Here is a 24356-nt window from a genome sequence, read left to right as displayed (position 1 = left end):
TTAACACCCTCTTATTCTTCTTCTATAGCTACCAGAATAAACTTTCCTCTAAAAACCTGCTCTTGCTTTACATATATTTTTACATGAACAAAATATTTATTTCCTCTAATTTTTACAACTTCAGCTTTTGCTACTAATTTTTCTGAAGCCTTCACCGCTGTCCTATATTTCATATTTGCAACGCCTGTCAAAGCAACTTTTGCATTAATAACAGCCATTGCTAAAGACTCTGCCATTGAAAATATATGGTGTCCCCTAACAACCTTTGTTCTTTTAAATGCCATGTCTTCTGTCGTCTCAAGCATAGAAATAGCACTTTCATTCAAGTTTAAATCAATCAACTCACCAATTATTTCTGATTCTCCCAAGCTAGTTACCTTTGAGTAGTTTTTTTGAGCGACCTTTTTAATTCTTTGTCTTAACTCTGGAATTCCTAATTCTAATCTATCTAAACGTATAGTTTGTATACTAACATTAAAATGCTCACTTAATTCTTCATCTGTAACAAAAGGCTCATTTTCAATCTTTTTTAACAGCTCTGTTTGTCTAACTTTTTTAGGTATTCGTTTCTTAGGCATTCCTTCCACCTCTTTTAGTACTTGAATTTAGTACCTGATACTAATGTTTAGTATATATTATTTTATTATATAAATCAACTATCTATTACTATTTTTATCACATAAATAAAAAATAGTAATGATGATATCATCATTACTATTTTTTATTACTTAACTTCCATTACCTCTTTGTCATGATAAAAACCACATTTTTTACATACTCTATGTTGTAATTTTGGTTCATGACATTGTGGACATTCAACAATATTAGGGCTTGTCATTTTTATATTTGATGCTCTTCTTTTATCTCTTCTTGCTTTAGATGTTTTACGCTTAGGTACTGCCATTATTTCCACCTCCTTAATATTATTGTAACAAATCTTTTAATTTAGCTAGTCTAGGGTCAATCTCATTCTTTTCACAATTACATTTTCCTTCATTAAGATTCTTCCCACAGACTGAACATAATCCTTTACAGTCTTCATTACAAACTATTTTCATAGGAAGAGTTGAAATTAAAGCATTCTCGATTATTTCTGAAATATTGATCTGATTATTTTTTATCATAAAATAATCATCCATTTCAGCATCTGAAGAATTCTCTTCCACTAGTTTTTCATGAACTTCACCTATGATTTTTTGATGAAACTTATTTAAGCACCTATAACAATTAAACGCTCCTGTACTTTCAACAGAACCTTCAATGTACAGATCCCCATTTGCATTATATATTCTTCCTTTAAAAACACTAGGAGCAACTAACGGTATTTCATCACCAAAATAACTTAGAGCTTCAATTTTCTCTTCTACCTTTAACTCCAACTCTTTTTTGGATCCGTCTTTTAATTCTAACAAATTAATTTTCATCAGTTTCACCTCATCATATTAACAGAATTAATTATACAAATGGAGTAACTATTTGTCAAGCTAAAATACTTGATAGTTATTTAATTTCTAATAAGATAACAAAAAGGTAGGACAACCTACCTTTTTTACATTACTTTAATAATGCTTGTGTGTCTTTTGCAATCATTAATTCTTCATTTGTAGGGATAACAAGAACTTTCACCTTTGAATCATCTGTGCTGATAATTGCATCCTTACCTCTTACATTATTTTTCTCAGGATCAATCTTAACACCCATAAACTCTAATCCTTTACATATTTCTTCTCTGTTAGAAGCAGAATTTTCACCTAAACCTGCTGTAAATATAATAACATCTACGCCACCCATTTCTGCTGCATAAGAGCCTATGTATTTTTTTACACTCTTATCAAAAGTATCAATAGCAAGTTGTGCTCTCTCATTTCCTTCTTTAGCAGCATTTTCAATATCTCTAAAATCACTACTTACACCTGAAATACCTAACACTCCAGATTTTTTATTCATTAAATTATTGATACCTTCTAGATCTAAATTTTCTTTTTCCATAATGAAAGTAACTATTGCAGGGTCAATATCTCCACATCTAGTTCCCATTACAAGCCCTTCAAGTGGAGTGAATCCCATACTTGTATCTACACATTTTCCTCCATCAATAGCAGCCAGGCTAGCTCCATTTCCTAAATGGCATGTAATAATCTTTAAATCCTCTAATTTTTTGCCAAGAAATTCTGCTGCCCTTTGAGAAACATATCTATGACTTGTTCCGTGGAATCCATATCTACGAATACCATATTTTTCATAAAGCTCATATGGTAGTGGATATATGTATGATGACTTAGGCATTGTTTGATGGAAAGCTGTATCAAATACACCTACCATTGGCGTATTTGGCATTAATTCTTTACAAGCAGCAATTCCCATAAGATTAGCAGGATTGTGTAATGGTGCTAACTCAATACATTCTTCTAATGCTTTTATTACTTCATCATCAATTACTACAGAATCACTAAATTTTTCTCCTGCATGCACAACTCTATGACCTACTGCAGAAATTTCTTTCATATCCTTTATCGCTCCATGTTTTTCATCTACAAGAGCTTCTAACACAAGGCCTATAGCTACTTTATGATCAGGCATTGGCTTTTCAATAATTACCTTATCCATTCCTGGAATTTCATGCTTTAGTACAGAACCCTTTATACCTATTCTTTCAACTAACCCCTTTGCAATTACACTTTCATCACTCATATTAATCAATTGGTATTTTAGTGATGAACTACCACAGTTAACAACTAATACATTCATTTTTTGTCCTCCTTAGTCTATTTGATAAAAAAGTCTTTCTTTAGATAATTTTCAGAATTGACTTTTTTGAAATATTAACAAAATTTCCTTTTTACCAACTCTATTATAATGTACTATAGAATTTTTTCAAGTATCAAACTTAATATTTGTATTATTTTTTGATATTATTAGTCAAATTTAGTAATATTATAATTAATCTTATTATTTTATTTGGAGGATTAGATTATGAAGGTTCTTGGTTTTATAACAGAATACAATCCATTTCACAACGGTCACAAATATCATCTTAAAAAATCCATAAAAAAGGTAGGCGCAACCCATACAGTAGCAGTAATGAGTGGTAATTTTTTGCAAAGAGGTGTACCTGCTCTAACAAATAAATGGATAAGAGCTGAAATGGCTGTAAAAGAAGGTGTTGACCTAGTAATTGAACTACCAGTTGTTTATGCATGCAACAGCGCAGAACTTTTTGCATATGGCGGCATATCTTTATTAAACAGTCTAGGAATAATTGATACAATTAGCTTTGGGAGTGAAATCGGCGATATTCATAAATTGAAAAAGATTTCTAAAATTTTATCAGATGAACCCGCATTATATAAAAACTACTTAAAAGAATTTTTATCAAAAGGAATCTCTTTTCCACATGCTCGTGAAAAAGCATTAGGAAAATATTGTCTTGATCAAAGTTTAGAGGAAGTACTACATTCTCCCAATAACATTCTTGCAATTGAATATATTAAAGCTTTAATAAAATGTAACAGTAAAATAAATCCATCTACCATTACTAGGATTAAAGCTCATTATAACGAAACTGACATTAATAGTAATATCTGTAGTGCTACAGCTATAAGAACCTTTCTTACTAAAAAAAATTATGATGTATATCAGTTAAAAAAAGTTATCCCTAAAAACAGCTTTGAAGTGTTTGTAAAAAGCATCAAGAATGGATTTGCACCTATTGATTATAATCATTTTGAAAAAATGATTTTATATAAACTACGAACAGTATCAAAGCTAGAGCTAAGAAAAGTTTTCGATGTAAATGAAGGACTCGAGAATAGGATAAAAGCAACCTCACTAAATGCAATAAATTTACAAAGTCTTATTCAAATGTTAAAAACAAAAAGATATACTTATACAAGGCTTCAACGAATCTTTATACATACATTATTAGGAATAACCAACCAGCACATACAAAATTACAACAAAGTCGGAGGTTCACAATATGCTCGTATACTTGCTTTTTCATCAAAAGGGACAGAAATACTAAAAAGATTAAAAAAAACATCACAAATACCAATACTAACAAATATTAATAAACAAATACTAAAGCATCCTATTGCTAAAGAAATGCTTAGCTTTGATATTTTAGCTTCAGATATTTACAGTTTGGCATATCCTAATGAACAGCATAGAATTGGGGGATCTGATTATTATAACAAACCTTATTCTTTTTTATAGCCTCCTTGGGTACTTAATATAATTTAAGTACTATTTTTTTTATTCAATAATATATATTATATAGATTTCTTTTTTAGGAGGAATAATATGATTTTATTTATTTTTGGATTAACGCTATTTTTAATACTTTATAAATTTAAGAAAAATTCTATTTATCCTAAAATCAAACATCTACTTTTGATTTTTATTACCTGCTTTTTAGTCATAAACATCATAAAATTCCCTGATGCAGCCTTTGATGCTGCAAAACTAGGTGTTGATACATGGTTTAATGTCGTTTTTCCTGCACTCCTTCCCTTTTTCATTGGCGCAGAGCTGCTTATTAGTTTAGGTGTAGTAAACTTTATTGGTATACTATTAGAGCCTATAATAAGACCTATTTTTAATGTTCCTGGAGAAGGTTCTTTTATATTAGCTATGAGCATAACATCAGGATATCCAATGGGTATTAAATTAATTTCACAATTTAGAAACAAAAAGCTTTTTTCTAAAATAGAAGCACAAAGACTTATGTCCTTTTGTAGCACGTCAGGTCCTTTATTTATGATTGGGGCTGTTGCTATTGGCATGTTTCATAATACACAATTAGGAACAAGCATTGCTCTTGCTCATTATTTAGGTGCCATTACAGTAGGTATTCTATTTAGATTTTATAAATTAAAAAATCAATATAAAATTTATTATAAAGTAAAAAATAATTATATCAAAAGAGCTTTTAAAGGATTATTTGAAGCTATGAAAGATAGTAGTAAAAGCTTTGGTGAGCTATTAGGCTCTGCTGTAAAAAATTCTGTAGAAACACTTCTTGTTGTTGGAGGCTTTATTATTCTTTTTTCAGTCATTATCCGTCTTTTAACAATTATAGGTTTCATTCAAGCCATTTCATGTTTTATGAAAGACTGGTTATTCTTTTTTGATCTAAAAAAAAGTACCTGTGAAGCCGTTGTAAGTGGAGTTTTTGAAATGACCATGGGCTGTAAACTATTATCTGAAATAAAAGATATTTCTTTTATCCAACAAGCTTTATTCACTACCATGATCATTTCTTGGAGCGGCTTTTCTATTCATGCTCAGGCAGCTAGTTTGATAGGTAAAACCGACTTAAATACAGGTACTTATATTTTTTCAAAGTTTTTACACGCTCTATTTTCTAGTATGTTCGTTTTTATTACAGTTCCTATAACCCATACAGCTTTTAAACATATCAATATTCCCGTTTTTTTGCAAAATTCAACAACAATACTAAATCCTACATGGACTTCTAAAATCTTATTTTCATCTAAACTATTTATAAGTATCACTATATTAGTCATTGTACTTTCAATATTATTACAAATATTTTTTTTGATCAGCCGTATATTTTTTTCTTTCCAAAAAAATGAAGGGCTTTAACCCTTCATTCCCTTAAGTTCATTTCTATTATCCTTTATTGTGTCTATTATTTTTTGAAGATTTTTCTCTACACCACCTAATAATTCATCAATATACTGTCTTGCTCCGATACGAATTTCTTTTGCATTATTTTGCGCCTGAGATATAATCTCCTCTGCCCTCTTATGTGCCATTTTCGTAATTTCATCTTTTTCCACCATTTCTTCAATATGTAGCTTTGCATCCTCCATAATAGAATCTGCTTCCTTTTGAGCCTCTATAAGTATTCTTTGTCTTTCTTCCTTTATCCATTGTGCTTGCTTTACCTCATCTGGTAACTGAATCCTTATATCTTTAATAATATCAAGAATTTCTTCTTTATCTATAAAGGTCTTACCTGCAAATGGTATAGAAGAGCTACTTTCAATAATATCTTCTAACTCATCCAACAGACGCAATGCATTCATTGACATCCTCCCCTTCTAACTTATTTAAATTTCTTATACAAAGCTTTTTTTACTACCTCAGGAACTAATCCATCTATACATCCGTGAAATTTGCATACCTCTTTTACAATACTTGAACTAAGATATGAATATTCACCACTAGTCATCATAAACATTGTCTCAAGCTCAGGATTAAGCTTTTTGTTTGTCAATGCCATTTGTAGCTCATACTCAAAATCAGATATAGCTCTTAATCCTTTTACTATTACATTAATATTTTTTTGCTTCACATAATTAACTAGCAATCCTGAAAAGCAATCTATTTCCACATTAGGTATGTCCTTTGTAACCTCCCTTAATAATTCTAATCTTTCCTCAACAGTAAAAAGTGGAGTTTTACCTGAATTATAAAGAACTGCTACAATCACCTTATCTACCAACTTTGAAGTTCTTTTAATAATATCTAAGTGTCCATTTGTAACTGGATCAAAGCTTCCAGGACATACTGCTATTTTCATTGTTTATGCCTCCTCTGAATAAATTGTTATTAATGTATTCCCATACTTTTTTTCTTTTATTTTTATAAATTTTCCTATCTCTTTGGGCAAAGAATCTTTTATATCATGTTCAACAACAATAATCCCATCATCATTTAATATTCCTTGTGCTTCTATTTTATTAATAGTCGGTAGAATTAAATTTTTTAGATACGGTGGATCCATAAATATAATATCAATTTTATTTGCTCCTAAACACAATTCTTTTATAGCCTTCTGAGCATCGCAAAAAAGAACTGTACTTTTTTCACTAAATTTTGTATATGCTATATTTTCTTTTATTACATGAATGCTATTTTTATTATTATCTACAAAGTATGCCTTTTCTGCACCTCTACTGAGAGCTTCAATCCCAATACTTCCAGTGCCTGAAAAAAGATCTAAAACAACACTATCTATAATATATGGATTAATCATACTAAAAATAGCTTCCTTTACTCTATCAGTAGTCGGTCTTGTATTTAAACCTTTTGGAGATTTTAATTTCATACCCCTTGATATACCTGCAATTACCCTCACTTATTGTTCTCTCCTTTCAATAAATATATTTTAGCACATAAGTAAATGACAAACAAACATCTTATAAAAATTTAAAATCAGCATGTATAATAGCCATTTCCTTTAGTCATACTATATATGAGCACATAAAAATAAAATTCCCCTTAGAGCTCTTCCTTCATTTCTCCTCTCCCAATACTGGTGATTTTCACCAGTATTTTTATATTTTCTTTCAATTATAAATAATAAAGAAGAGATAAAATATCTCTTCTTTATTATTTATAACTCTATTTTTACTTACCAGACATTTGTCTTTCAGCCATTTCAACTAATCTCTTAGTCATGTATCCACCTACATAACCATTTTGTCTAGCTGTTAAATTTCCTTTATCCATTCCTTGATAGTTGCTAAGTCCTAATTCGTTAGCAATTTCATATTTCATTTGATTTAATGCAGCTTTTGCTTCAGGAACTACTTTTGTATTGTTAGTTGCCATTCTTTTTCACCTCCCTTTTCCTTTGTAATATTAATTTAACCAATCTAAAGCAAATTATATCTAGTATATTTTAGTGGAGGTGTAACAGAATGGAAATCATTATTACATTACAAACATATTTGTCTAATATTATCACCAAACTTATCAATGATTTTATTTTTTAAAGTCAAATTTTTTTCTAATGACAAGGTTTGATCTTCCTTGATAAGTATATGTGCTTCATCTTGTACTTGCTTTAATATATTTATATGTTTAAACAAATTCGCAATTTTAAGCTCTGGAAGACCATGCTGCTTTGTACCAAAAAATTCACCTGGCCCTCTTAATTCTAAATCTTTTTCAGCAATAATAAAGCCGTTATTCGTTTCTTCCATAATTTTCATTCTTTCTTTTGACAAAGGATTTTTACTATAATTTATCAATATACAATATGATTGATACTGACCTCTACCTACTCTTCCTCTTAATTGGTGTAATTGAGCTAATCCAAATCTTTCACTATTCTCTATGATCATAACAGATGCATTAGGCACATTTACCCCTACTTCTATTACTGTAGTAGCTACTAAAACTTGGATTTCTCCTTTTTTAAATTGATGCATCACTTCATCTTTTTCATAAGGCTTCATCTTTCCATGCAATAAACCTACTTTAAAATCTTTTAAATAATGTTTTTTTAATTCCATATATAATTCATGAACTGATTTTGCCTCAATATTTTCTGATTCCTCAACTAGTGGTGCTACAACATAAACTTGTCTACCTAGTTCAATTTCTTTTCTCGCAAAATGATATAGTTTTTCCCTTTTCTTTTCATCTATACAATAAGTCTTTATTTTTTTTCTTCCTGGAGGCAATTCATCCATAATAGATATATCTAAATCACCATAAAGAATTAATGCAAGTGTCCTAGGAATAGGAGTTGCTGTCATAACAAGCACATGAGGATTTATTCCTTTACTTGATAATATGCTCCTCTGCCTCACACCAAATCTATGCTGTTCATCTGTAATAACAAGACCAAGCTTATAAAAACAAACATTTTCTTCAATCAATGCATGTGTTCCTATAATGATATCTATATTTCCATCTGCTAATTTTTTTAATATTTCCTCTTTTTTCTTTTTCCTAACGCTTCCAGATAAAAAATCAATTTTTACTCCTAATGGTGATAACAATTCTTTTGCAGCTTGAAAATGCTGCTCAGCTAAAATCTCTGTTGGTGCCATTAATACCCCTTGATATCCATTTAATACAGCTTTATACAAAGCAATAAATGCAATAATTGTTTTTCCTGCACCCACATCTCCTTGAATAAGACGATTCATAGCTTTTCCACTTTCCATATCTATTTCTATTTCTTCTAAAACCTTTAATTGAGCATTTGTAAGCTGAAAAGGCAAAGAGTTTATTAATACATCTATTTGTGATTTTTTTCTAAAGATAATACCTTTTTTATTATTATCAAATTTATTCTTAATTAACCATAAACCGATCTGTAAAATTAATAATTCTTCAAAAACTAATCTAAATTTTGCAACTTTTAAAGATTTTACTGAATTTGGAAAATGAATATTTCTAAGAGCATACTGTATATTACACAATTTATTTCTTTTTATTGTGTCATAAGGAAGATATTCATGTATCCCTTTTTCATATAAATGAAGTGCATTCATATTGAAACGTTGTATATCTTTTTGCGTAAGACCATGTGTAAGACTATAAATAGGAATAATTCCATTCAAAATTTTCTGCTCATTTTCTTTTACAAACTCATAATTTGGATGTAATATTTGTATTTGCCCAAATACTCGTTTTACTTTGCCATACACATATATCATATTCCCTCTTTTAAATATTTTCTTTACAAAAGGAGAGTTGTAAAATATGACATAAGCTACTGCTGTATGGTCTTTTACTGGAACAGTATAAATCTTTAATCCTTTTCGAATAGATTTTTCTTCTATATTTCCACATACAACAGCCTTTATAGTAATTTTTTCATCATTCTTGACATCAATAATATTTTTTATCTTTCTTCTATCTTCATATTCTCTTGGAAAAGTATATAAAAGATCCTCTATCCTATATATTCCTATTTTTTCTAGATATTTTGATTTTTTTGGTCCTACCCCTTTCATAAATTGAACAGATTTTTTCAATTCATTCATACAATAAACCTCCTGATAAGAATAGGAAATGACACTAGTCATTTCCTATTCAAGAGAAAATATATAATAATAAAGAGGCTGTCCTCCATAATAAACTTCAACATCAATATCTTCATATATTTCTTCAATTCTTTCAGCAAGTGCTTGCGCTTGCTCTTGTGTACGATCATCTCCATAAAAAATAGTAAGAATCTCATCATCCTCTGTAATCATATCTTTTAGCAGTTTATATGCTTCTTCCTCAACATTACTACCTACTACAGTAATTTTTCCATCTACAATTCCTAAAATATCTCCTTTTTTAATAGAAATATCATTGAATTGTGTATCTCTTACAGAATAAGTAACTTGTCCTGTTTTAACATTTTTTAATGCATCTATCATATTTTCTATATTTTCTTCCAAACTCACTTCTTGATTATAAGCTAATATTGCTGCAATTCCTTGAGGAACTGTTTTCGTTGGAATAACAGTAATATTTTTATCACTTAATTCCTTTGCTTGATTAGCAGCCAAAATAATATTACTATTGTTTGGAAATATCAAAATATGTTTCGCATTAATACGATCTATAGCTTTTTTAATATCTTCTGTACTAGGATTCATAGTTTGTCCACCTGTGATGATTTCATCTACATTTAAATCCTTAAATATATTTGTTAGACCTTCTCCCATAGTAACAGCAATCATTCCCAAATCTTTTATTTCCTCATGTTGAACTTCAGAATCATTTTCGAAAACCTTGTTCTGATGCTGTTGTCTCATATTATCAATTTTTATACTTGTAAGCTGTCCCAATGCTAGACCTTTTTCTAAAATGACTCCAGGATGATTTGTATGAATATGCACTTTAACTAAGCTTTCATCTCCTACAACCAACATACAATCTCCATAAGTACCAATTTTTCCTTTGAATTCTTCAATATCTATATTGCTACCTTTTATTATAAACTCTGTACAATAACCAAAGGTAATATCTTCTGAAGCTTTTGTAGCTTCTTTTTCAAATTCAAGCATCACAGGCTCTTCAATGCTTACTTCCTTACCTGTTATCGCTTCGTAAAATCCATTAAAAATAAAAATAAGCCCTTTTCCACCAGCATCAACAACACCAGCTTCTTTTAAAGTTTTTAACATCTCAGGAGTTTTATTTAAAACTTGTTCACCATATTCTATAAGAGAATATAAAAAATCATCTATATAAATTTCCTTCTTTGATAATTCTATAGATTTTTCACCAATTTTTCTAATAATTGTTAATATAGTTCCTTCTATTGGCTTCATAACCGCCTTATAAGCAGTATCAGAAGCACTCTTAAAAGCATACGCTAAATCAGCAATGCTTAATACTTCTTTTCCTTTACATGCCTTTGCAAATCCTCTAAATATTTGAGATAAAATTACTCCTGAATTCCCTCTTGCTCCCATCAACGACCCATTAGCAATTGCCTCTACAATACTATCAATAGTATTTGTGCTTACATTCTTTGCTTCTTTTGCTGCACTATTCATCGTAAGAGACATATTAGTTCCTGTATCTCCATCTGGAACAGGAAAAACATTTAATTCATCTACTAAATGCTTATTGGTTTGAAGAACATTTGCTCCTTGAATAAACATTTTTTTCAATAATAATCCGTCTATAGCCTTAATCTTCAAAATAGTACCTCCTCAAATTACTTTTCAACCCTAACTCCTTGAATATTTACATTTACATGTTTTACTTTTAAGCCTGTCATCATTTCAATATTATATTTTACTTTATCAATAATGTTTTGTGCAACTGCAGATATTCTTGTTCCAAATTCTACAATAACAAAAAGATCTATAATAACTCCATCATTTCCTGAACGAACTTTCACACCTTTACTTTGATTTTCACGTTTTAACAACTCTGCAATACCACTAGCAGTTGATTTTTTTGCCATTCCAACTAATCCATAACATTCCATAGCTGATGTCCCTGCAATAAATGCTAAAACCTCATGATCTATGAAAATATTTCCTAATTCATTCACCAATGTAGCACTCATTTTTATCCTCCCTTTTGATATACTTTATAATTTAACTATACTATATTTTATATGAATTTATATAATGATTCAACTTTTAAAGGGTTTTGAAATTTATTTATAACCTTTTTTACATAATAGTTGCAAAAAATACTAAAGATATGGTAAAATATTAATGTTTGCAATTAGTTGTATACTCACTCGAAGGAGGTGTTATAGATGTCAAAATCATGCGACGTATGTGGAAAAGGAAGAATTTCTGGTAATACTGTAAGTCACTCTAATCGTCATTCAAGAAGAGTTTGGGGTGCAAACATTAAAAAAGTTAAAGCTATTGTAAATGGTTCTCCTAAAAGAATCAATGTATGTACTAGATGTCTACGTTCTAACAAGGTAGAAAGAGCCATATAGCTTTTTAAAGCCTGCCTATATAGGTAGGCTTTGCTTATCTTTTTATCAATAGCTGCAAAATAATTTATATCCTATATAAATCATACTAACCCCTAATAAAATAATCCATACACTTACAGGTAAAACTTTTATTGCAATAATCACCATACCTATAATCAAAAGCATTAGTCCTATAAATCTTTTCTCTATTCTTCTCCAAATACAACGATGCCTTTTTCTCAAAATCATTCCTCCTTTCAAATGATTTTGAATAATAACAACAATAACACAATACTCAAAGCACCTAATACGCAATACCATATCCATAAAGGTATACACTCTATAAGGATTATCGATCCTCCTAACGCTAGTAAAATTCCCAATACCTTTTTAATACATGACTTTTTTCTCAAAAAATCACCCCATAAGCCCAGCTCAAAATCTAATTATTATATATTATTCATTATTTTTTAAATTTGATACAAAAAAAACCCTTAAAACGGGTTTTTTAATCTTTAGCCTTTATGACCAATATATTTCCTTTTTTAATAGTTATTATCGCTTTTCTTTTTAACAATCTATTACTTATACCAATAGATGAACCCATCCGTATGAGAGCATCATCTAATGGATATTCAAATCCTTCTAATGTAACTCCCTCAACTTTTTCACTCAAAGGAATAATAGATATCGTATCACCTATTTCTCCTTCTATTTCCAAAGAATTATTTACAAATACTATTTCATTATGTTCGTCAACTATTCTTGCCTTGATTCCTTTTTCTGCTAAGGGCTTTAATAAAGTAACATTCGCTATTGTATGATCCATTCTGTTACCAATAGCTCCTAATAGTATAATTTCTGTAGCACCTTTTTTAACAGCATATTCTATAGCTAACTCCATATCAGTATAATCTTTCCTCTTAGGAAATTTATGCAGTAAAACATTTTTCTTTTCAAAATAACTTTTCGTATCTACATCAATAGAATCTAAATCTCCAACAATCATATGAGGCATTATATTCATCTTAAATAAATGTCTAGCCCCTCCATCTGCACATATAATGTAATTGCATTCTTCTATTAAAGTTTTCAACCCTTCATTAGCATTAAAATCTCCATTGGCTATAATTACACATTTCATGAAGTGCCTCCAACTAAAAATTAATTTTTTCTCTAAACAATTTTATCGTTTCTTCTATATCATCTGCATTAAAAATTGCAGAACCTGCTACCAATATATTTGCTCCTGCCTTAACTACCTCATAAGCATTATCAATTTTAATTCCTCCATCAACCTCAATATCTACATTTAATCCTTTGTCATCTATGATTTTTCTTAAATTCTTTATCTTTTCTAGTACAGATGGAATAAATTTTTGACCTCCAAATCCAGGATTAACAGACATTAATAAAACCATATCAATATCTTCTAATATATTTTCAATTGTATAAAGTGATGTAGCAGGATTTAGGGATACTGCTGCTTTTATTCCATGACTTTTAATATTTTGTATCGTTCTATGAAGATGTGTACACGCTTCTACATGGACAGTAATAATTTCTGCTCCATGCTTTACAAATTCAGAGATATATTGATCAGGATTTTCAATCATCAAATGTACATCAAAGGGAATATTTGTTTTTCCTTTAATACTCTTCATTATTAAAGGTCCTATTGTAATATTCGGAACAAAATGTCCATCCATCACATCTATATGCAATAGATCCACTCCTGCATTTTCTACCTTTTTTATATCTTCTAATAAATTTCCAAAGTTTGCTGATAATATAGATGGTGCTATTTTTACCATGATTAATACCTCCTCTTTTGATTGATTTCTTTCAATAATTGCATATAGCTTTCATATCTGGATTTACTGATTATATTTTCTTCTACAGCACGCTTTACTGCACATTCAGGTTCATTTACGTGCTTACATCCTGTAAATTTACACTGACCAATTAAAGGAGTAAACTCTCTAAACAAAAACTGCAATTCTCCTTCTTCAATAAAATCCAAATTTAAAGAGCTAAAACCAGGTGTGTCTAACACCCATCCCCCAAAATCCAATTCTAGGAGTTCAACATGTCTTGTTGTATGCTTTCCTCTTTTATTTTTTTCACTGATAGCTCCTGTTTTTAAAGAAAGGTTTGGTTGCGTTGCATTTAAAAGAGAAGATTTCCCTACTCCTGATGGTCCTGCAAAAACTGTTATTTTATCTTTTAATATTTCTCTAAAATGTTCTATTCCTATTCCTAATTTCACACTAGTAGCAACAACCTCATAGCCTGCAGCAGTATAACATTTTTTTAATTCAATTAAATATTCTTCATCTAAATCTATTTTATTAAAGCAAACAACCACATCAATTCCTTCATTTTCTGCCATAGCTAAAAATCTATCTAAAAGCATCAAATTAGGATCAGGTTTTTTTACTGCAAAAACAATAATTGCTTGATTTACATTTGCAACTGGTGGTCGGATAAATTCCATATCCCTATCCATTATTTCCTCAATGGTCCCTTGATTAGATGAATGATTTATCGAAATTTTAACGCGATCTCCTACTAAAGGAATTATTTTTTCTTTTCTAAATCTTCCTCTTGCACGACATTCATATACTGCATCTTGTGATTTTACGTAGTAAAATCCTCCAATTCCTTTTGTAATAATACCCTTAATCATTCAATCTTCCCCGTTTCAAAATCTATTTCTCTTTTTGTGATCAACTCATTGTCAAAGTAAATTTCAATAGTAGCTTTATCTCTTCCTTTAATAGTAATTCTTTTACCGCTGTCTGATTTATGTTGGACTTCACTATAAACATCTGTTGAAACTCCATTTTGGATTTTTACAATTTTTAGCACAAACTCTTCTTGTTTTGCTTGATCATAAAACAATGGAAAAGAAACAGATTTCATTTGCAATTCTTCCTCTTCAGAAGGCTGTGTAATTTCTTCAGGCCCTTTGCTAACAACTAAATTAATAACCTTGTTTTCCTCTACCTCACTTCCAGCCTTAAAGCTTTGTGAAATAACTATATCTTTTTCAATCTTTTCATCAAATCTCTCTTCAATTTTTCCAATTTTTAGTCCTGAAGTTTCAATAGTCTTCTTAGCATCACGAACATTCTCTCCTACTAGATTTGGCATTAAGATGAGTTTTATTTCTGGTCCCTGGCTAACAACAAAATTCACACCTGTATCTTTTGATACTTTTTCATGCGCCTTTGGACTTTGGCTAATAATCACACCTACAGGTAATGAATTATATTCATATTCTACAACACCTTCTTTAAGACCTGCATTATCTAGCATATAACTAATCTCATTAATATTTTTATTTTTAAAGTTTGGTACCTCTACTAATTCAGGCCCTTTACTAACGGTTAATTTAACTGTATATCCTGCTTTACGGATTTCACCAGCTGCTGGTTCTTGTCCCATTACATATCCCTTTTTATATTCGCTACTATTCTTCTCTCCAACTTTCTCTACCTTAAATCCAAGAGTTTCTAAGTTTCTTTGTGCTTCTTCAAAAGATATGCCCACTAACTTTGGAATATGCTTTTCAGGTACAATAAACTTATCTTTTAAATAGAATACACCTCCTGTAAAAAGAAGTGCTAAAATAAACGCTGTTACAATTGCACTAAGAACAATCCTTCTATTAGTTTTTTTTCTTTTCTTATGCTCATACTCATCATCCATATCTAATTCATCATCTTTTATAGCAGGGATCACTTGCGTTGGACTATCATCATGCTCTTCAAATGTTACAAAGTTTCCTGCTGGATGCTTTAAGGCTTGTTCTAAATCCTCACAAATCTCCTTTGTACTGTTATATCGCTTTGTTTGATCTTTTTGAGTTGCCTTAATAATAATATCTTCTAAAGCTTTAGGTATTTGTGGATTTATTAAAGAAGGTGGTGTTACATCTTCCTTAATATGCTTTAGTGCTATAGAAATTGGACTTTCACCTTCAAATGGAACTCTTCCTGTTGCCATTTCATAAATGACAATTCCAAGAGAATATAAATCAGATTTCTCATCAATATATCCACCTCTAGCTTGTTCTGGAGAAAAATAATGTACTGAACCAATTACATTTCCTGTATTTGTAACAGTTGAAGATGTAACAGCTCTAGCAATCCCAAAATCTGTAACTTTTACTCTTCCATCATCTGTTATTAATATATTATGAGGTTTTATATCTCTATGAACAATATGATTATTATGTGCATGCTGTAGCGCTAATGCAATTTGTTTTGCAATATTGATAATTTCCTCAGGCTTTAGGGGTCCTCTTTCTTTTATATATTGCTTTAATGTTTTTCCCTTGACTAACTCCATTACAATATAATATATATCATTTTCATCATTTCCCACATCATAAATATTCACAATATTTGGATGGCAAAGACTAGCAGCAGCTTGAGATTCCTTCCTAAAAGAACGAATAAATTCTTCATCACTTGTAAATTCAGGTCTTAATATTTTCACAGCAACAAATCGGTTTAAAAGCTTACATTTAGCTTTATATACTAAAGCCATACCACCGCCACCGATTTTTTCAATAATTTCATATCGATTTCCTAATATTTTTCCTATCATCTTTTCACCTCGATTCTTCCATTCTTAACTATTTTTTATCGCCACAACCGTAATATTATCATATCCTCCTCTTTCATTAGCTAATTCAACTAGATGTTCACACGCCTTCTGCATATTATTCGTACCTATTAATACATCTCTAATTTCCTCTACTTCTATCAAATTAGATAATCCATCAGTACATAATAAAATAACATCATCATCTTGTAAATCTAATGTAAACACATCTATCGTAATCTCTTCTTCCGTTCCTAATGCACGTGTGATCATATTTCTTTGTGGATGATTTTTTGCTTCATTTTCAGTAATACTTCCATTTCTCAAAAGCTCCGCTACAAGAGAATGATCTTGGGTAATTTGTGATATATTGTTTTTACGCACTAAATAAGCTCTACTATCTCCAACATGTGCTACATATACCTTTGATAAAACTAACACTACAGTTAGAGTAGTTCCCATCCCCTGACATTCAATCTCATTTCTAGATTTTTCAAATATTTTATGATTTGCTTCTAAAGTTGCTTTCCTTAAAATTTCACAAACTTCTTGCTCTTCTTTATCAAAAAACTCATTTTTATGCTGCTCTATAAAATCTTTTATTGAACAAATAGCTACTTTGCTAGCAACTTCTCCAGCATTATGTCCACCCATACCATCAGCAACAACAAATAAATTTAAGGTTCCATTAGATATATAATAAGCATCCTCATTGATTTCTCTAACCCTTCCAATATGAGAATAGGCTCCAATTTCCATTTAATCACCTCACAAATCAACAAAATTGATTTTCTTACAATATTTTTATACAAACCATATTATATCACATTCCTAGTCAATTGTTGACAATCTTATCTATTGTTTCTCCTTAATTTACATATAAAAAAACCATCTGTTTTATATATATTAGGATATAATTGCAAAAATTGATATTTTGTCCTTACCGCAGATGGTAAATAATCATTAACATCTACCATTTCAAATTCTTTATGTTCCTTTAGAAATTTCTCTATAATATCTATATTTTCTTCTTTTTCTATTGTACATGTACTATAAACTAATATTCCACCTTTTTTTACATATTTGCTAGCATTATTTAATATCTTAAGCTGTAGCTTTGAAATAGCTTTTATATCTTGAGCCTTTTTATTATATTTCAATTCTGGTTTTCTTCTTATGATTCCAAATCCTGAACATGGTGCATCCACAAGAACCTTATCTGCCTTCCTTAAAAGACGTTCATCTATTTTTTCTGCATCAAAGACCTCCGTACGAATAATATTGATTCCTAATCTTTTTGCATTATCATTAATCAATTTTAACTTATGTTTATATATATCTCTCGCCAAAATCTTTCCATCATTATCCATTAATTGTGCCATATGGGTTGTCTTTCCTCCAGGAGCTGCACATATATCAATAACAAATTCACCTGGCTTTGGATCTAGTACATGGGCAACCAACATAGAGCTTTCATCTTGAATCTGAAAAAATCCTTTATGATAAATTTCCATATCTTCAATATTTCCCAAATTGCCAATATGTATAGCCTCTTTTACAAAAGTATCTGTATCAACTTTCACATCCTTTTCTCGTAATTTCTCAATTAATTGTTCCTTCTTAATCTTTAATGTATTTGTACGAACTGTAAGCTTAGGTGTTTCATTGTTTGCTTTTAATAAGGAAATTGTAAAATCTTGCCCAAATTCTTTTAGCCACCTTTCTACCAACCATTCAGGATGAGAATATGTAATAGAAAGATGCTTGATTATATCCTCTTTTATAGTTGGTACTTTAATACTATTTCTATTGCGTAAAAAGCTTCTTAATATACCATTTACAAAACCAGTCGCTTTAAAATCTACTTTTTTTACTAATTTTACACTTTCATTAACAGCAGCAAATTCTGGTATTTTATCAAGATATATTATTTGATATAAACCCATTCTGAGAATATTTAAGACCTTTACATTTATTTTTTTTATTTTTATTTTTGAAAATTTGCTAATTATAAAATCTAAATACATTTTATTTTCTAAAACACCATATACCAATTCTGATATAAATCTTCTATCAATATTTGGTATATCTTTTCCCTTAAGCTCTCTATTAATTGCAATATTTGAAAATGCATTGTTTTTTTCTATATCTACCAATATGTTTAAAGCATACTTTCTAGCATTATTTTTCATAACTTCCTCCTATATAAATGAATGCACCCTACTCGGGTGCATTTTTAGTCTCTTCTATTTCTTAGCAGCATCAATCTTAATAATTGAGCAATCGAAACAGCCATTGCTGCCACATAAGTAAGTGCAGCTGCGTTTAAAACCTTCTTTGACGGAGCTACTTCAATACTTGTAATCAAACCATTTATTTGTAGCTGTTCTATTGCTCTACTACTTGCATTAAATTCAACAGGTAAAGTGATTACTTGAAAAATTACAGCTGCTAAGTAAAATAATATTCCAATATCTATTAAAGATCCTATTCCTAGTATCAATCCTGCAAAAACAAGCAACCAAACTGCCTGAGAACCAAAGCTTGCTATAGGTGCAATCGTATTTCTTAATGCTAAAGGAATATATCCCACATTATCTTGAATAGCATGCCCCACCTCATGTGCAGCCACACTTATTGAAGCAATAGAAGTCCCATTGTATACGCTTTGCGAAAGTCTTAAAACTTTTTTTCTAGGATCATAATGATCCGATAAATGTCCACCTATATACTCAATAGGTATATGATGCATACCATTTCTATCTAAAAGCATTCTAGCTACTTGTGCTCCCGTATAGCCTCTTGTATTTTGAATACTTAAATATTTATTAAATGTCGATCTTACCTTCATTTGAGCATACATTGCAAAAATAATTGCAGGAATTAAAAAAATCATACCTGGACCTAATCCATAATAAGGTGAATAAAACATCTCATTCCTCCTTACCTATAAAATGATGAATAGCTTTTTCAACATCTTGCAAATTTACTCGCGTATTTACGCAAGGACCCTCTGGTCTTTCGTTTAAAATTCCTATAACAGGCAATGTTTTTACATCCAAAATACCACTGCTTAGATCTCTTTCGCAAGCTACTGCTATAATAGCCTTTGGCTTTGTTTCTCCTATAATCTTTCTTGCAAGCGTTCCTCCTGTAGCAACAAATAATTGTGTATTATATTTTTCCTTCAGCTCAATTAATTTGTCTATATCGCATAGGCCACATCTTTTGCAATTATTAATATTATTTGTTATTTTGTAAGGACAGCTATTCTTTTGCAGACAATGTGGAAGGAGTATTAATATCTCCTCAGGCTTTACATGAATATTTGATAACAATATTAATTGATTATTCAATTCGGAAAAAACACTTCTTATCTTATTTTTATCTAACCCTAAAAGCCTAGTAATATTAATAAGATTGGTATAGATATATTTTAAAGAAAACTGAAGCCATCTTCTTGAAAGAGAAGAAATATTTTTAGTGTTTAGTAATTTCATAATGATAATGAGATTTGTAAAAATAAAAATACTCACTAGCATAGCTATTACAAATATTATGTTCAAAACAAGCTTATATAATACAAGATTGCTAGATTTAACTAAATACAGTGATAAAAATCCAACAACAACAAATAAAATGACCAAAAGAAAAAGCATTGTTATAAAAACCGTATTATTTTTTTTAAACATTCTATTCACCTAAAATGATATTATTTTCTATTTTATGACCTCTCAAATAATCATCTACCGTCATACGTCTGCTATTTGGAAATTGTATTTCTTCTATAATTAATACACCTTCTCCTGTACATACAAATAAGCCATCTCTATTAATTTTTATGATTTTACCCGGCACTTCGTTGCAATTTTCACATATAACTTTTGCTTTCCAAATCTTAACCTTTTCTGCTTTATAAGTAGTAAAAGCAGACGGCCACGGATTTAAGCCACGTATTAAATTGTAAATAGATTCTGCTGAATTTTTCCAATCTATTTTACCTGTATTTCTATCCAACATAGGAGCATATGAGCTCTTTTCATCATCCTGTTTTTCTCTTGGTGCATTTTTTTTAGCAATACACTCTAAAGTTTTTTCTAGCAGTATAGCACCTTCTAAAGATAACTCATCGTGCAGCTCCCCTGCTGTTTTTTCTTCAATAAGCACTTCTTTTTTTAGGATCATATCTCCTGTATCTAAGCCTTCTTCCATATACATAGTAGTTACACCTGATACTTTTTCTCCGTTAATAATAGCCCAATTAATAGGTGCTGCACCCCTATATTTAGGCAGTAATGATGCATGCACATTAATACATCCAAGTGGTGGAATCTCTAAAATTTGCTTCGGTAAAATTTGTCCAAATGCAACCACCACAATACAATCTGGTGCTAGTTTTTCTATTTCCCTAATAACACTCTCTTCTTTTATTTTTTCTGGTTGTAAAACTTTTATGTTGTATTCCATAGCCTTTACTTTTACTGGTGGAGGGGTTAATTTTTTCCCTCTTCCTTTAGGTCTATCTGGTTGTGTCACAACAGCTAAGACTTCATGTTTGCTATCTATAATTTTTGTTAAACAAGGAACTGCAAAATCTGGCGTTCCCATAAATACAATCTTCATAAGTACCTCCTACTTTATTACTTTGTCTATAAATAATATTCCCTCTAGATGATCAATTTCATGACAAAATGCTCTTGCTAATAAATCTTTTCCTTCCATTTCTACTGGATTTCCATTTCTATCCAACCCTTTTACTTTTACCCATTTAGGTCTTTTAACATCTCCAGTAACACCAGGAACACTTAAACAGCCTTCCGCGTCTATCTGCTCTCCTTTTTTTTCTACAATTTCAGGATTGATCAGCTCAATTAATCCTTCTCCTACATCTATAACAATAATTCTCTTTAATATACCTACCTGAGGTGCTGCAAGACCAACTCCATCTGCATTATACATTGTATCTGCCATATCATCTATAAGTGTTTGTATTCTTTCATCTACTTTCTCAACAACTCTTGACTTTTTTCTTAATACTGGATCTTTATCCTTTACAATATTCCTAATAGCCATAGTTTTCCTCCTTTTTAAAGCATACTATAAGGGTCTATATCCATGCTTATATTTATATTTTTTAGATACTCTTTTTCTAATCTCATATAATTTATTATACCCTTAATTACATTTTGGTCAACTGGTTTGCTTTTGATAATAATTTGCCACCTATATTTTTCTTTTATTTTAGACAAAGGGGCTGGATGTGGTCCAAAAACTACTTCCTTTATGTTATACTGAAGTAATTTTTCTTTTAAGCTATTTGCAAAATTATTTGCTACCTTTATTAGATCAGATTCATTTTTTCCTGTAAATAATATATTTATCAATTTTGAATAAGGGGGATACATAAATTCCTTTCTTATCATAATTTCTTGATTGTAAAAAGAAATATAATCATGCTTCTGAGCTGAAGTAATTGAAAAATGCTCTGGCTCATAGGTTTGCACTATCACCCGTCCTAAACCATTCCCCCTTCCTGCTCTTCCTGCAACTTGAGTTATAAGCTGAAAAGTCTTCTCAGCTGCTCTAAAATCAGGTAAATTCAAGCTAACATCAGCAGCAATCACTCCTACTAGAGTCACATTTGGAAAATCTAACCCTTTTGCAACCATTTGAGTACCAATTAAAATATCAATATCTCCTTTTCTAAATTTAAAAATAATTTGATCCATAGCTCCTTTTTTGGATGTAGTATCTAAATCTAATCTTGCTACCCTTACTTTAGGAAAATATTTTTTTGTTAAATTTTCAATTTTTTCCGTCCCTACTCCAAAATATTTTATATATTTACTCTTACAATCTGGACAAATATTCGGCGGAATTTTTGTATAGCCACAATAATGACAAGATGCTTTGTTAGAAGACGCATGATAAGTTAATGATATTTCACAATAAGGACATTTTACTACATATCCACATTTTCTACATGAAATAAATGTAGCATATCCTCTCCTATTTAAAAATAATATAGTTTGTTCTCCCTTTTTTAAATTATTCATAATTCCTTTATATAAGCTTTCACTAAAAGCACTCTTATTTCCTTTATCTAATTCCTTTCTCATATCCACTATTTCTACATGTGGCATAGGATTATTATTAAATCTACTCTGTAGCTTTATTTTAATATATTCTCCCTCAAGAGCATTCGTATAACTTTCAATAGAAGGAGTAGCAGAACCTAAAATCAATACAGCATTATTTTTTTGACATCGAAATTTTGCCACATCAATAGTATGATATTTTGGATTAGCTTCCGATTTATATGTGTACTCATGCTCTTCATCTATAATAATAATACCTAGATTATGAAAAGGAGAAAAAACAGCTGATCTAGCACCAATAACTATTTTAACTTCTCCTTGGTCAATACGATTCCATTCATCATATCTTTCTCCTAATGAAAGTTTGCTATGAAGCACTGCTACAATATTTCCAAATCTTCCTTTAAACCTCTCAATCATTTGTGTTGTTAAAGCTATTTCTGGGACAAGTACAATAGCTTCTTTTCCTTGCTCTAATACAGTATCAATAAGCTGCATATAAATTTCTGTTTTCCCACTTCCAGTAACCCCATGAATTAAAAAAGGGCTATACTCATTTTTTTGAATATATGGAACAATCTTTTTGACTGCTTGAGACTGTTCTTCTGTAAGCGTTAAAGGTTTGGTAGAAGCTATCTGCATATGTTCATAAGGCTTTCTTCTTTTTTTTACTAAATCAACCTCTATAAAGCCCTTCTTTAAAAGAATATTTATTGTACTTGTTGATATATTCATAGCTTCTCTTAATTCAGACCATATTACTTCCTTATGCTCAGCTAAATAAAATAAAATTTCTCTTTGTTTTTTTGCATTCTTACTTAATTTTTCTATTAATTTCATAGGTTCTTCTGTATTACATAATCTTATTATTTTTTCAAAAGCTGTATTTACATCTCCCTTTAAATTCGTTTTAATAATAATAATCTTTTTATCCGCTAGACTTTTTAGCAAAGGTTGAATATCAATATCCTTGAAAGTATTTTTCAAAAAAACATCTGTTACTTTTTTACGCGTAAGAAGCAATTTTATAATTTTCATGTGTTTTGATGAAAGATTATAATTTGACAATTCCTTTTCCGAAAAAGTATCACTTAATGTAATAACCTTTTTTGACCTTAATGATGCTCCTGTCGGTATAACACATTGAATAGCATCTATGAATCTACACATATATTTTTCTTTCATCCATCTACATAGATCTATTAATTCTTTTGATACAAAAGCTTTTTCATCTACAATCTCTTTTACATATTTTATCTTCGAATAATCAAAATCAATCTTATCTACTTGATCTACTACATACCCTTCTATCAGCTTATTTCCTTGTCCAAATGGAATAATCACTCTAGATCCTATACATATCTTTTCTTGTAGAGATTTTGAAACTCCATATGTATATTCCCTATCTGTTCGATTACTTTTATTGTTAATAATTACTTTTACAAATTCTATTTTCTCCATAGAATTTTCCTCCATGGTTTTACTCATTA

General features: G+C 30.0%; 26 protein-coding genes. 3 read left to right on the top strand and 23 right to left on the bottom strand.

Annotation, left to right across the window (positions count from 1 at the left end; all coding sequences use genetic code 11):
- Positions 1-11: 11 nt before the first annotated feature.
- From fapR to KVH43_RS11030, 4 genes are all read right to left on the bottom strand, one after another.
- Positions 12-578 carry a transcription factor FapR gene (gene fapR, locus KVH43_RS11045; protein WP_218282582.1) on the bottom strand — a complete coding sequence of 189 codons (567 nt, stop codon included), beginning with the start codon at positions 576-578 and terminating at the stop codon, positions 12-14.
- Positions 579-724: 146 nt separating this feature from the next.
- Positions 725-904, bottom strand: coding sequence for a 50S ribosomal protein L32 (gene rpmF / locus KVH43_RS11040; RefSeq protein WP_218282581.1), 180 nt, complete (start codon positions 902-904; stop codon positions 725-727).
- Between the two features lie 19 nt (positions 905-923).
- The gene (locus KVH43_RS11035; RefSeq protein ID WP_218282580.1) at positions 924-1424 is read right to left on the bottom strand and encodes a YceD family protein; all 501 of its coding nucleotides are present in this window, start codon (positions 1422-1424) and stop codon (positions 924-926) included.
- A 130-nt stretch (positions 1425-1554) separates the two neighbouring features.
- Positions 1555-2748, bottom strand: a complete 1194-nt coding sequence (locus KVH43_RS11030) for an acetate/propionate family kinase (RefSeq protein WP_218282579.1) — start codon at positions 2746-2748, stop codon at positions 1555-1557.
- A gap of 225 nt (positions 2749-2973) precedes the next feature.
- Here KVH43_RS11030 and KVH43_RS11025 point away from each other — a divergent pair, with 225 nt between their 5' ends.
- On the top strand, positions 2974-4212 hold the full coding sequence (locus KVH43_RS11025; RefSeq protein ID WP_218282578.1) for a nucleotidyltransferase: 1239 nt from the start codon (positions 2974-2976) through the stop codon (positions 4210-4212).
- Between the two features lie 87 nt (positions 4213-4299).
- A complete protein-coding gene (gene ylbJ / locus KVH43_RS11020; protein WP_218282577.1) occupies positions 4300-5604 on the top strand; it encodes a sporulation integral membrane protein YlbJ in 1305 nt (434 codons plus the stop codon).
- Here the strand turns inward: ylbJ and KVH43_RS11015 are convergent.
- The 7 genes from KVH43_RS11015 to KVH43_RS10985 form a co-directional block, all read right to left on the bottom strand.
- Positions 5601-6050, bottom strand: coding sequence for an ATPase (locus KVH43_RS11015; protein WP_218282576.1), 450 nt, complete (start codon positions 6048-6050; stop codon positions 5601-5603). The genes ylbJ and KVH43_RS11015 overlap by 4 nt on opposite strands.
- Positions 6051-6070: 20 nt before the next feature.
- Positions 6071-6547 (bottom strand): pantetheine-phosphate adenylyltransferase, encoded by a 477-nt coding sequence (gene coaD / locus KVH43_RS11010; protein ID WP_218282575.1) that lies wholly within the window; start codon positions 6545-6547, stop codon positions 6071-6073.
- 3 nt (positions 6548-6550) lie between these two features.
- The gene (rsmD, locus tag KVH43_RS11005) at positions 6551-7105 is read right to left on the bottom strand and encodes a 16S rRNA (guanine(966)-N(2))-methyltransferase RsmD (RefSeq protein ID WP_218282574.1); all 555 of its coding nucleotides are present in this window, start codon (positions 7103-7105) and stop codon (positions 6551-6553) included.
- Positions 7106-7377: 272 nt separating this feature from the next.
- Positions 7378-7581: an alpha/beta-type small acid-soluble spore protein gene (locus tag KVH43_RS11000; RefSeq protein ID WP_218282573.1), complete on the bottom strand. Its 204-nt coding sequence runs from the start codon at positions 7579-7581 to the stop codon at positions 7378-7380.
- A 107-nt stretch (positions 7582-7688) separates the two neighbouring features.
- The gene (gene recG, locus KVH43_RS10995; protein ID WP_218282572.1) at positions 7689-9752 is read right to left on the bottom strand and encodes an ATP-dependent DNA helicase RecG; all 2064 of its coding nucleotides are present in this window, start codon (positions 9750-9752) and stop codon (positions 7689-7691) included.
- A gap of 45 nt (positions 9753-9797) precedes the next feature.
- On the bottom strand, positions 9798-11372 hold the full coding sequence (locus tag KVH43_RS10990; RefSeq protein WP_218284151.1) for a DAK2 domain-containing protein: 1575 nt from the start codon (positions 11370-11372) through the stop codon (positions 9798-9800).
- A gap of 56 nt (positions 11373-11428) precedes the next feature.
- Positions 11429-11785 carry an Asp23/Gls24 family envelope stress response protein gene (locus KVH43_RS10985; protein ID WP_218282571.1) on the bottom strand — a complete coding sequence of 119 codons (357 nt, stop codon included), beginning with the start codon at positions 11783-11785 and terminating at the stop codon, positions 11429-11431.
- A gap of 198 nt (positions 11786-11983) precedes the next feature.
- Here KVH43_RS10985 and rpmB point away from each other — a divergent pair, with 198 nt between their 5' ends.
- The gene (gene rpmB / locus KVH43_RS10980) at positions 11984-12175 is read left to right on the top strand and encodes a 50S ribosomal protein L28 (protein WP_218282570.1); all 192 of its coding nucleotides are present in this window, start codon (positions 11984-11986) and stop codon (positions 12173-12175) included.
- A 45-nt stretch (positions 12176-12220) separates the two neighbouring features.
- Here rpmB and KVH43_RS10975 read toward each other — a convergent pair whose 3' ends face one another.
- The 12 genes from KVH43_RS10975 to priA all read right to left on the bottom strand — a co-directional run bounded on the left by KVH43_RS10975 (position 12221) and on the right by priA (position 24327).
- Positions 12221-12481, bottom strand: a complete 261-nt coding sequence (locus KVH43_RS10975; protein WP_218282569.1) for a hypothetical protein — start codon at positions 12479-12481, stop codon at positions 12221-12223.
- Positions 12482-12662: 181 nt separating this feature from the next.
- Complete coding sequence (locus KVH43_RS10970) at positions 12663-13298, bottom strand: thiamine diphosphokinase (protein ID WP_218282568.1); 636 nt, start codon at positions 13296-13298, stop codon at positions 12663-12665.
- 13 nt (positions 13299-13311) lie between these two features.
- On the bottom strand, positions 13312-13968 hold the full coding sequence (gene rpe, locus KVH43_RS10965) for a ribulose-phosphate 3-epimerase (protein WP_218282567.1): 657 nt from the start codon (positions 13966-13968) through the stop codon (positions 13312-13314).
- 2 nt (positions 13969-13970) lie between these two features.
- On the bottom strand, positions 13971-14843 hold the full coding sequence (gene rsgA, locus KVH43_RS10960) for a ribosome small subunit-dependent GTPase A (RefSeq protein WP_218282566.1): 873 nt from the start codon (positions 14841-14843) through the stop codon (positions 13971-13973).
- The gene (gene pknB / locus KVH43_RS10955; RefSeq protein ID WP_218282565.1) at positions 14840-16771 is read right to left on the bottom strand and encodes a Stk1 family PASTA domain-containing Ser/Thr kinase; all 1932 of its coding nucleotides are present in this window, start codon (positions 16769-16771) and stop codon (positions 14840-14842) included. Before pknB ends, rsgA begins: the two co-directional genes overlap by 4 nt.
- A 24-nt stretch (positions 16772-16795) precedes the next feature.
- Positions 16796-17527 (bottom strand): Stp1/IreP family PP2C-type Ser/Thr phosphatase, encoded by a 732-nt coding sequence (locus KVH43_RS10950; RefSeq protein WP_218282564.1) that lies wholly within the window; start codon positions 17525-17527, stop codon positions 16796-16798.
- Between the two features lie 92 nt (positions 17528-17619).
- Positions 17620-18960 (bottom strand): 16S rRNA (cytosine(967)-C(5))-methyltransferase RsmB, encoded by a 1341-nt coding sequence (rsmB, locus tag KVH43_RS10945; RefSeq protein WP_218282563.1) that lies wholly within the window; start codon positions 18958-18960, stop codon positions 17620-17622.
- Positions 18961-19004: 44 nt separating this feature from the next.
- On the bottom strand, positions 19005-19700 hold the full coding sequence (locus KVH43_RS10940; protein ID WP_218282562.1) for a zinc metallopeptidase: 696 nt from the start codon (positions 19698-19700) through the stop codon (positions 19005-19007).
- Between the two features lies 1 nt (position 19701).
- A complete protein-coding gene (locus KVH43_RS10935; RefSeq protein ID WP_218282561.1) occupies positions 19702-20460 on the bottom strand; it encodes a DUF116 domain-containing protein in 759 nt (252 codons plus the stop codon).
- Position 20461: 1 nt separating this feature from the next.
- On the bottom strand, positions 20462-21391 hold the full coding sequence (fmt, locus tag KVH43_RS10930; RefSeq protein ID WP_218282560.1) for a methionyl-tRNA formyltransferase: 930 nt from the start codon (positions 21389-21391) through the stop codon (positions 20462-20464).
- Between the two features lie 9 nt (positions 21392-21400).
- Positions 21401-21841, bottom strand: a complete 441-nt coding sequence (gene def, locus KVH43_RS10925; RefSeq protein ID WP_218282559.1) for a peptide deformylase — start codon at positions 21839-21841, stop codon at positions 21401-21403.
- 14 nt (positions 21842-21855) lie between these two features.
- Positions 21856-24327, bottom strand: a complete 2472-nt coding sequence (gene priA, locus KVH43_RS10920; protein WP_218282558.1) for a primosomal protein N' — start codon at positions 24325-24327, stop codon at positions 21856-21858.
- Between the last annotated feature and the right edge of the window lie 29 nt (positions 24328-24356).

The organism is Crassaminicella indica (assembly GCF_019203185.1).
Taxonomy (GTDB): Bacteria; Bacillota; Clostridia; order Peptostreptococcales; family Thermotaleaceae; genus Crassaminicella; species Crassaminicella indica.
Note: the sequence above shows the minus strand (reverse complement) of the source record. Positions and strands in the feature narration are given on the sequence as shown.

Bases quoted from the DNA above. Each gene is read 5' to 3' on its own strand.
- fapR (WP_218282582.1), bottom strand. From the start codon at position 578: ATGCCTAAGAAACGAATACCTAAAAAAGTTAGACAAACAGAGCTGTTA.
- rpmF (WP_218282581.1), bottom strand. From the start codon at position 904: ATGGCAGTACCTAAGCGTAAAACATCTAAAGCAAGAAGAGATAAAAGA.
- KVH43_RS11035 (WP_218282580.1), bottom strand. From the start codon at position 1,424: ATGAAAATTAATTTGTTAGAATTAAAAGACGGATCCAAAAAAGAGTTG.
- KVH43_RS11030 (WP_218282579.1), bottom strand. From the start codon at position 2,748: ATGAATGTATTAGTTGTTAACTGTGGTAGTTCATCACTAAAATACCAA.
- KVH43_RS11025 (WP_218282578.1), top strand. From the start codon at position 2,974: ATGAAGGTTCTTGGTTTTATAACAGAATACAATCCATTTCACAACGGT.
- ylbJ (WP_218282577.1), top strand. From the start codon at position 4,300: ATGATTTTATTTATTTTTGGATTAACGCTATTTTTAATACTTTATAAA.
- KVH43_RS11015 (WP_218282576.1), bottom strand. From the start codon at position 6,050: ATGAATGCATTGCGTCTGTTGGATGAGTTAGAAGATATTATTGAAAGT.
- coaD (WP_218282575.1), bottom strand. From the start codon at position 6,547: ATGAAAATAGCAGTATGTCCTGGAAGCTTTGATCCAGTTACAAATGGA.
- KVH43_RS11000 (WP_218282573.1), bottom strand. From the start codon at position 7,581: ATGGCAACTAACAATACAAAAGTAGTTCCTGAAGCAAAAGCTGCATTA.
- recG (WP_218282572.1), bottom strand. From the start codon at position 9,752: ATGAATGAATTGAAAAAATCTGTTCAATTTATGAAAGGGGTAGGACCA.
- KVH43_RS10990 (WP_218284151.1), bottom strand. From the start codon at position 11,372: ATGTTTATTCAAGGAGCAAATGTTCTTCAAACCAATAAGCATTTAGTA.
- KVH43_RS10985 (WP_218282571.1), bottom strand. From the start codon at position 11,785: ATGAGTGCTACATTGGTGAATGAATTAGGAAATATTTTCATAGATCAT.
- rpmB (WP_218282570.1), top strand. From the start codon at position 11,984: ATGTCAAAATCATGCGACGTATGTGGAAAAGGAAGAATTTCTGGTAAT.
- KVH43_RS10975 (WP_218282569.1), bottom strand. From the start codon at position 12,481: ATGGATATGGTATTGCGTATTAGGTGCTTTGAGTATTGTGTTATTGTT.
- KVH43_RS10970 (WP_218282568.1), bottom strand. From the start codon at position 13,298: ATGAAATGTGTAATTATAGCCAATGGAGATTTTAATGCTAATGAAGGG.
- rpe (WP_218282567.1), bottom strand. From the start codon at position 13,968: ATGGTAAAAATAGCACCATCTATATTATCAGCAAACTTTGGAAATTTA.
- rsgA (WP_218282566.1), bottom strand. From the start codon at position 14,843: ATGATTAAGGGTATTATTACAAAAGGAATTGGAGGATTTTACTACGTA.
- pknB (WP_218282565.1), bottom strand. From the start codon at position 16,771: ATGATAGGAAAAATATTAGGAAATCGATATGAAATTATTGAAAAAATC.
- KVH43_RS10950 (WP_218282564.1), bottom strand. From the start codon at position 17,527: ATGGAAATTGGAGCCTATTCTCATATTGGAAGGGTTAGAGAAATCAAT.
- rsmB (WP_218282563.1), bottom strand. From the start codon at position 18,960: ATGAAAAATAATGCTAGAAAGTATGCTTTAAACATATTGGTAGATATA.
- KVH43_RS10940 (WP_218282562.1), bottom strand. From the start codon at position 19,700: ATGTTTTATTCACCTTATTATGGATTAGGTCCAGGTATGATTTTTTTA.
- KVH43_RS10935 (WP_218282561.1), bottom strand. From the start codon at position 20,460: ATGTTTAAAAAAAATAATACGGTTTTTATAACAATGCTTTTTCTTTTG.
- fmt (WP_218282560.1), bottom strand. From the start codon at position 21,391: ATGAAGATTGTATTTATGGGAACGCCAGATTTTGCAGTTCCTTGTTTA.
- def (WP_218282559.1), bottom strand. From the start codon at position 21,841: ATGGCTATTAGGAATATTGTAAAGGATAAAGATCCAGTATTAAGAAAA.
- priA (WP_218282558.1), bottom strand. From the start codon at position 24,327: ATGGAGAAAATAGAATTTGTAAAAGTAATTATTAACAATAAAAGTAAT.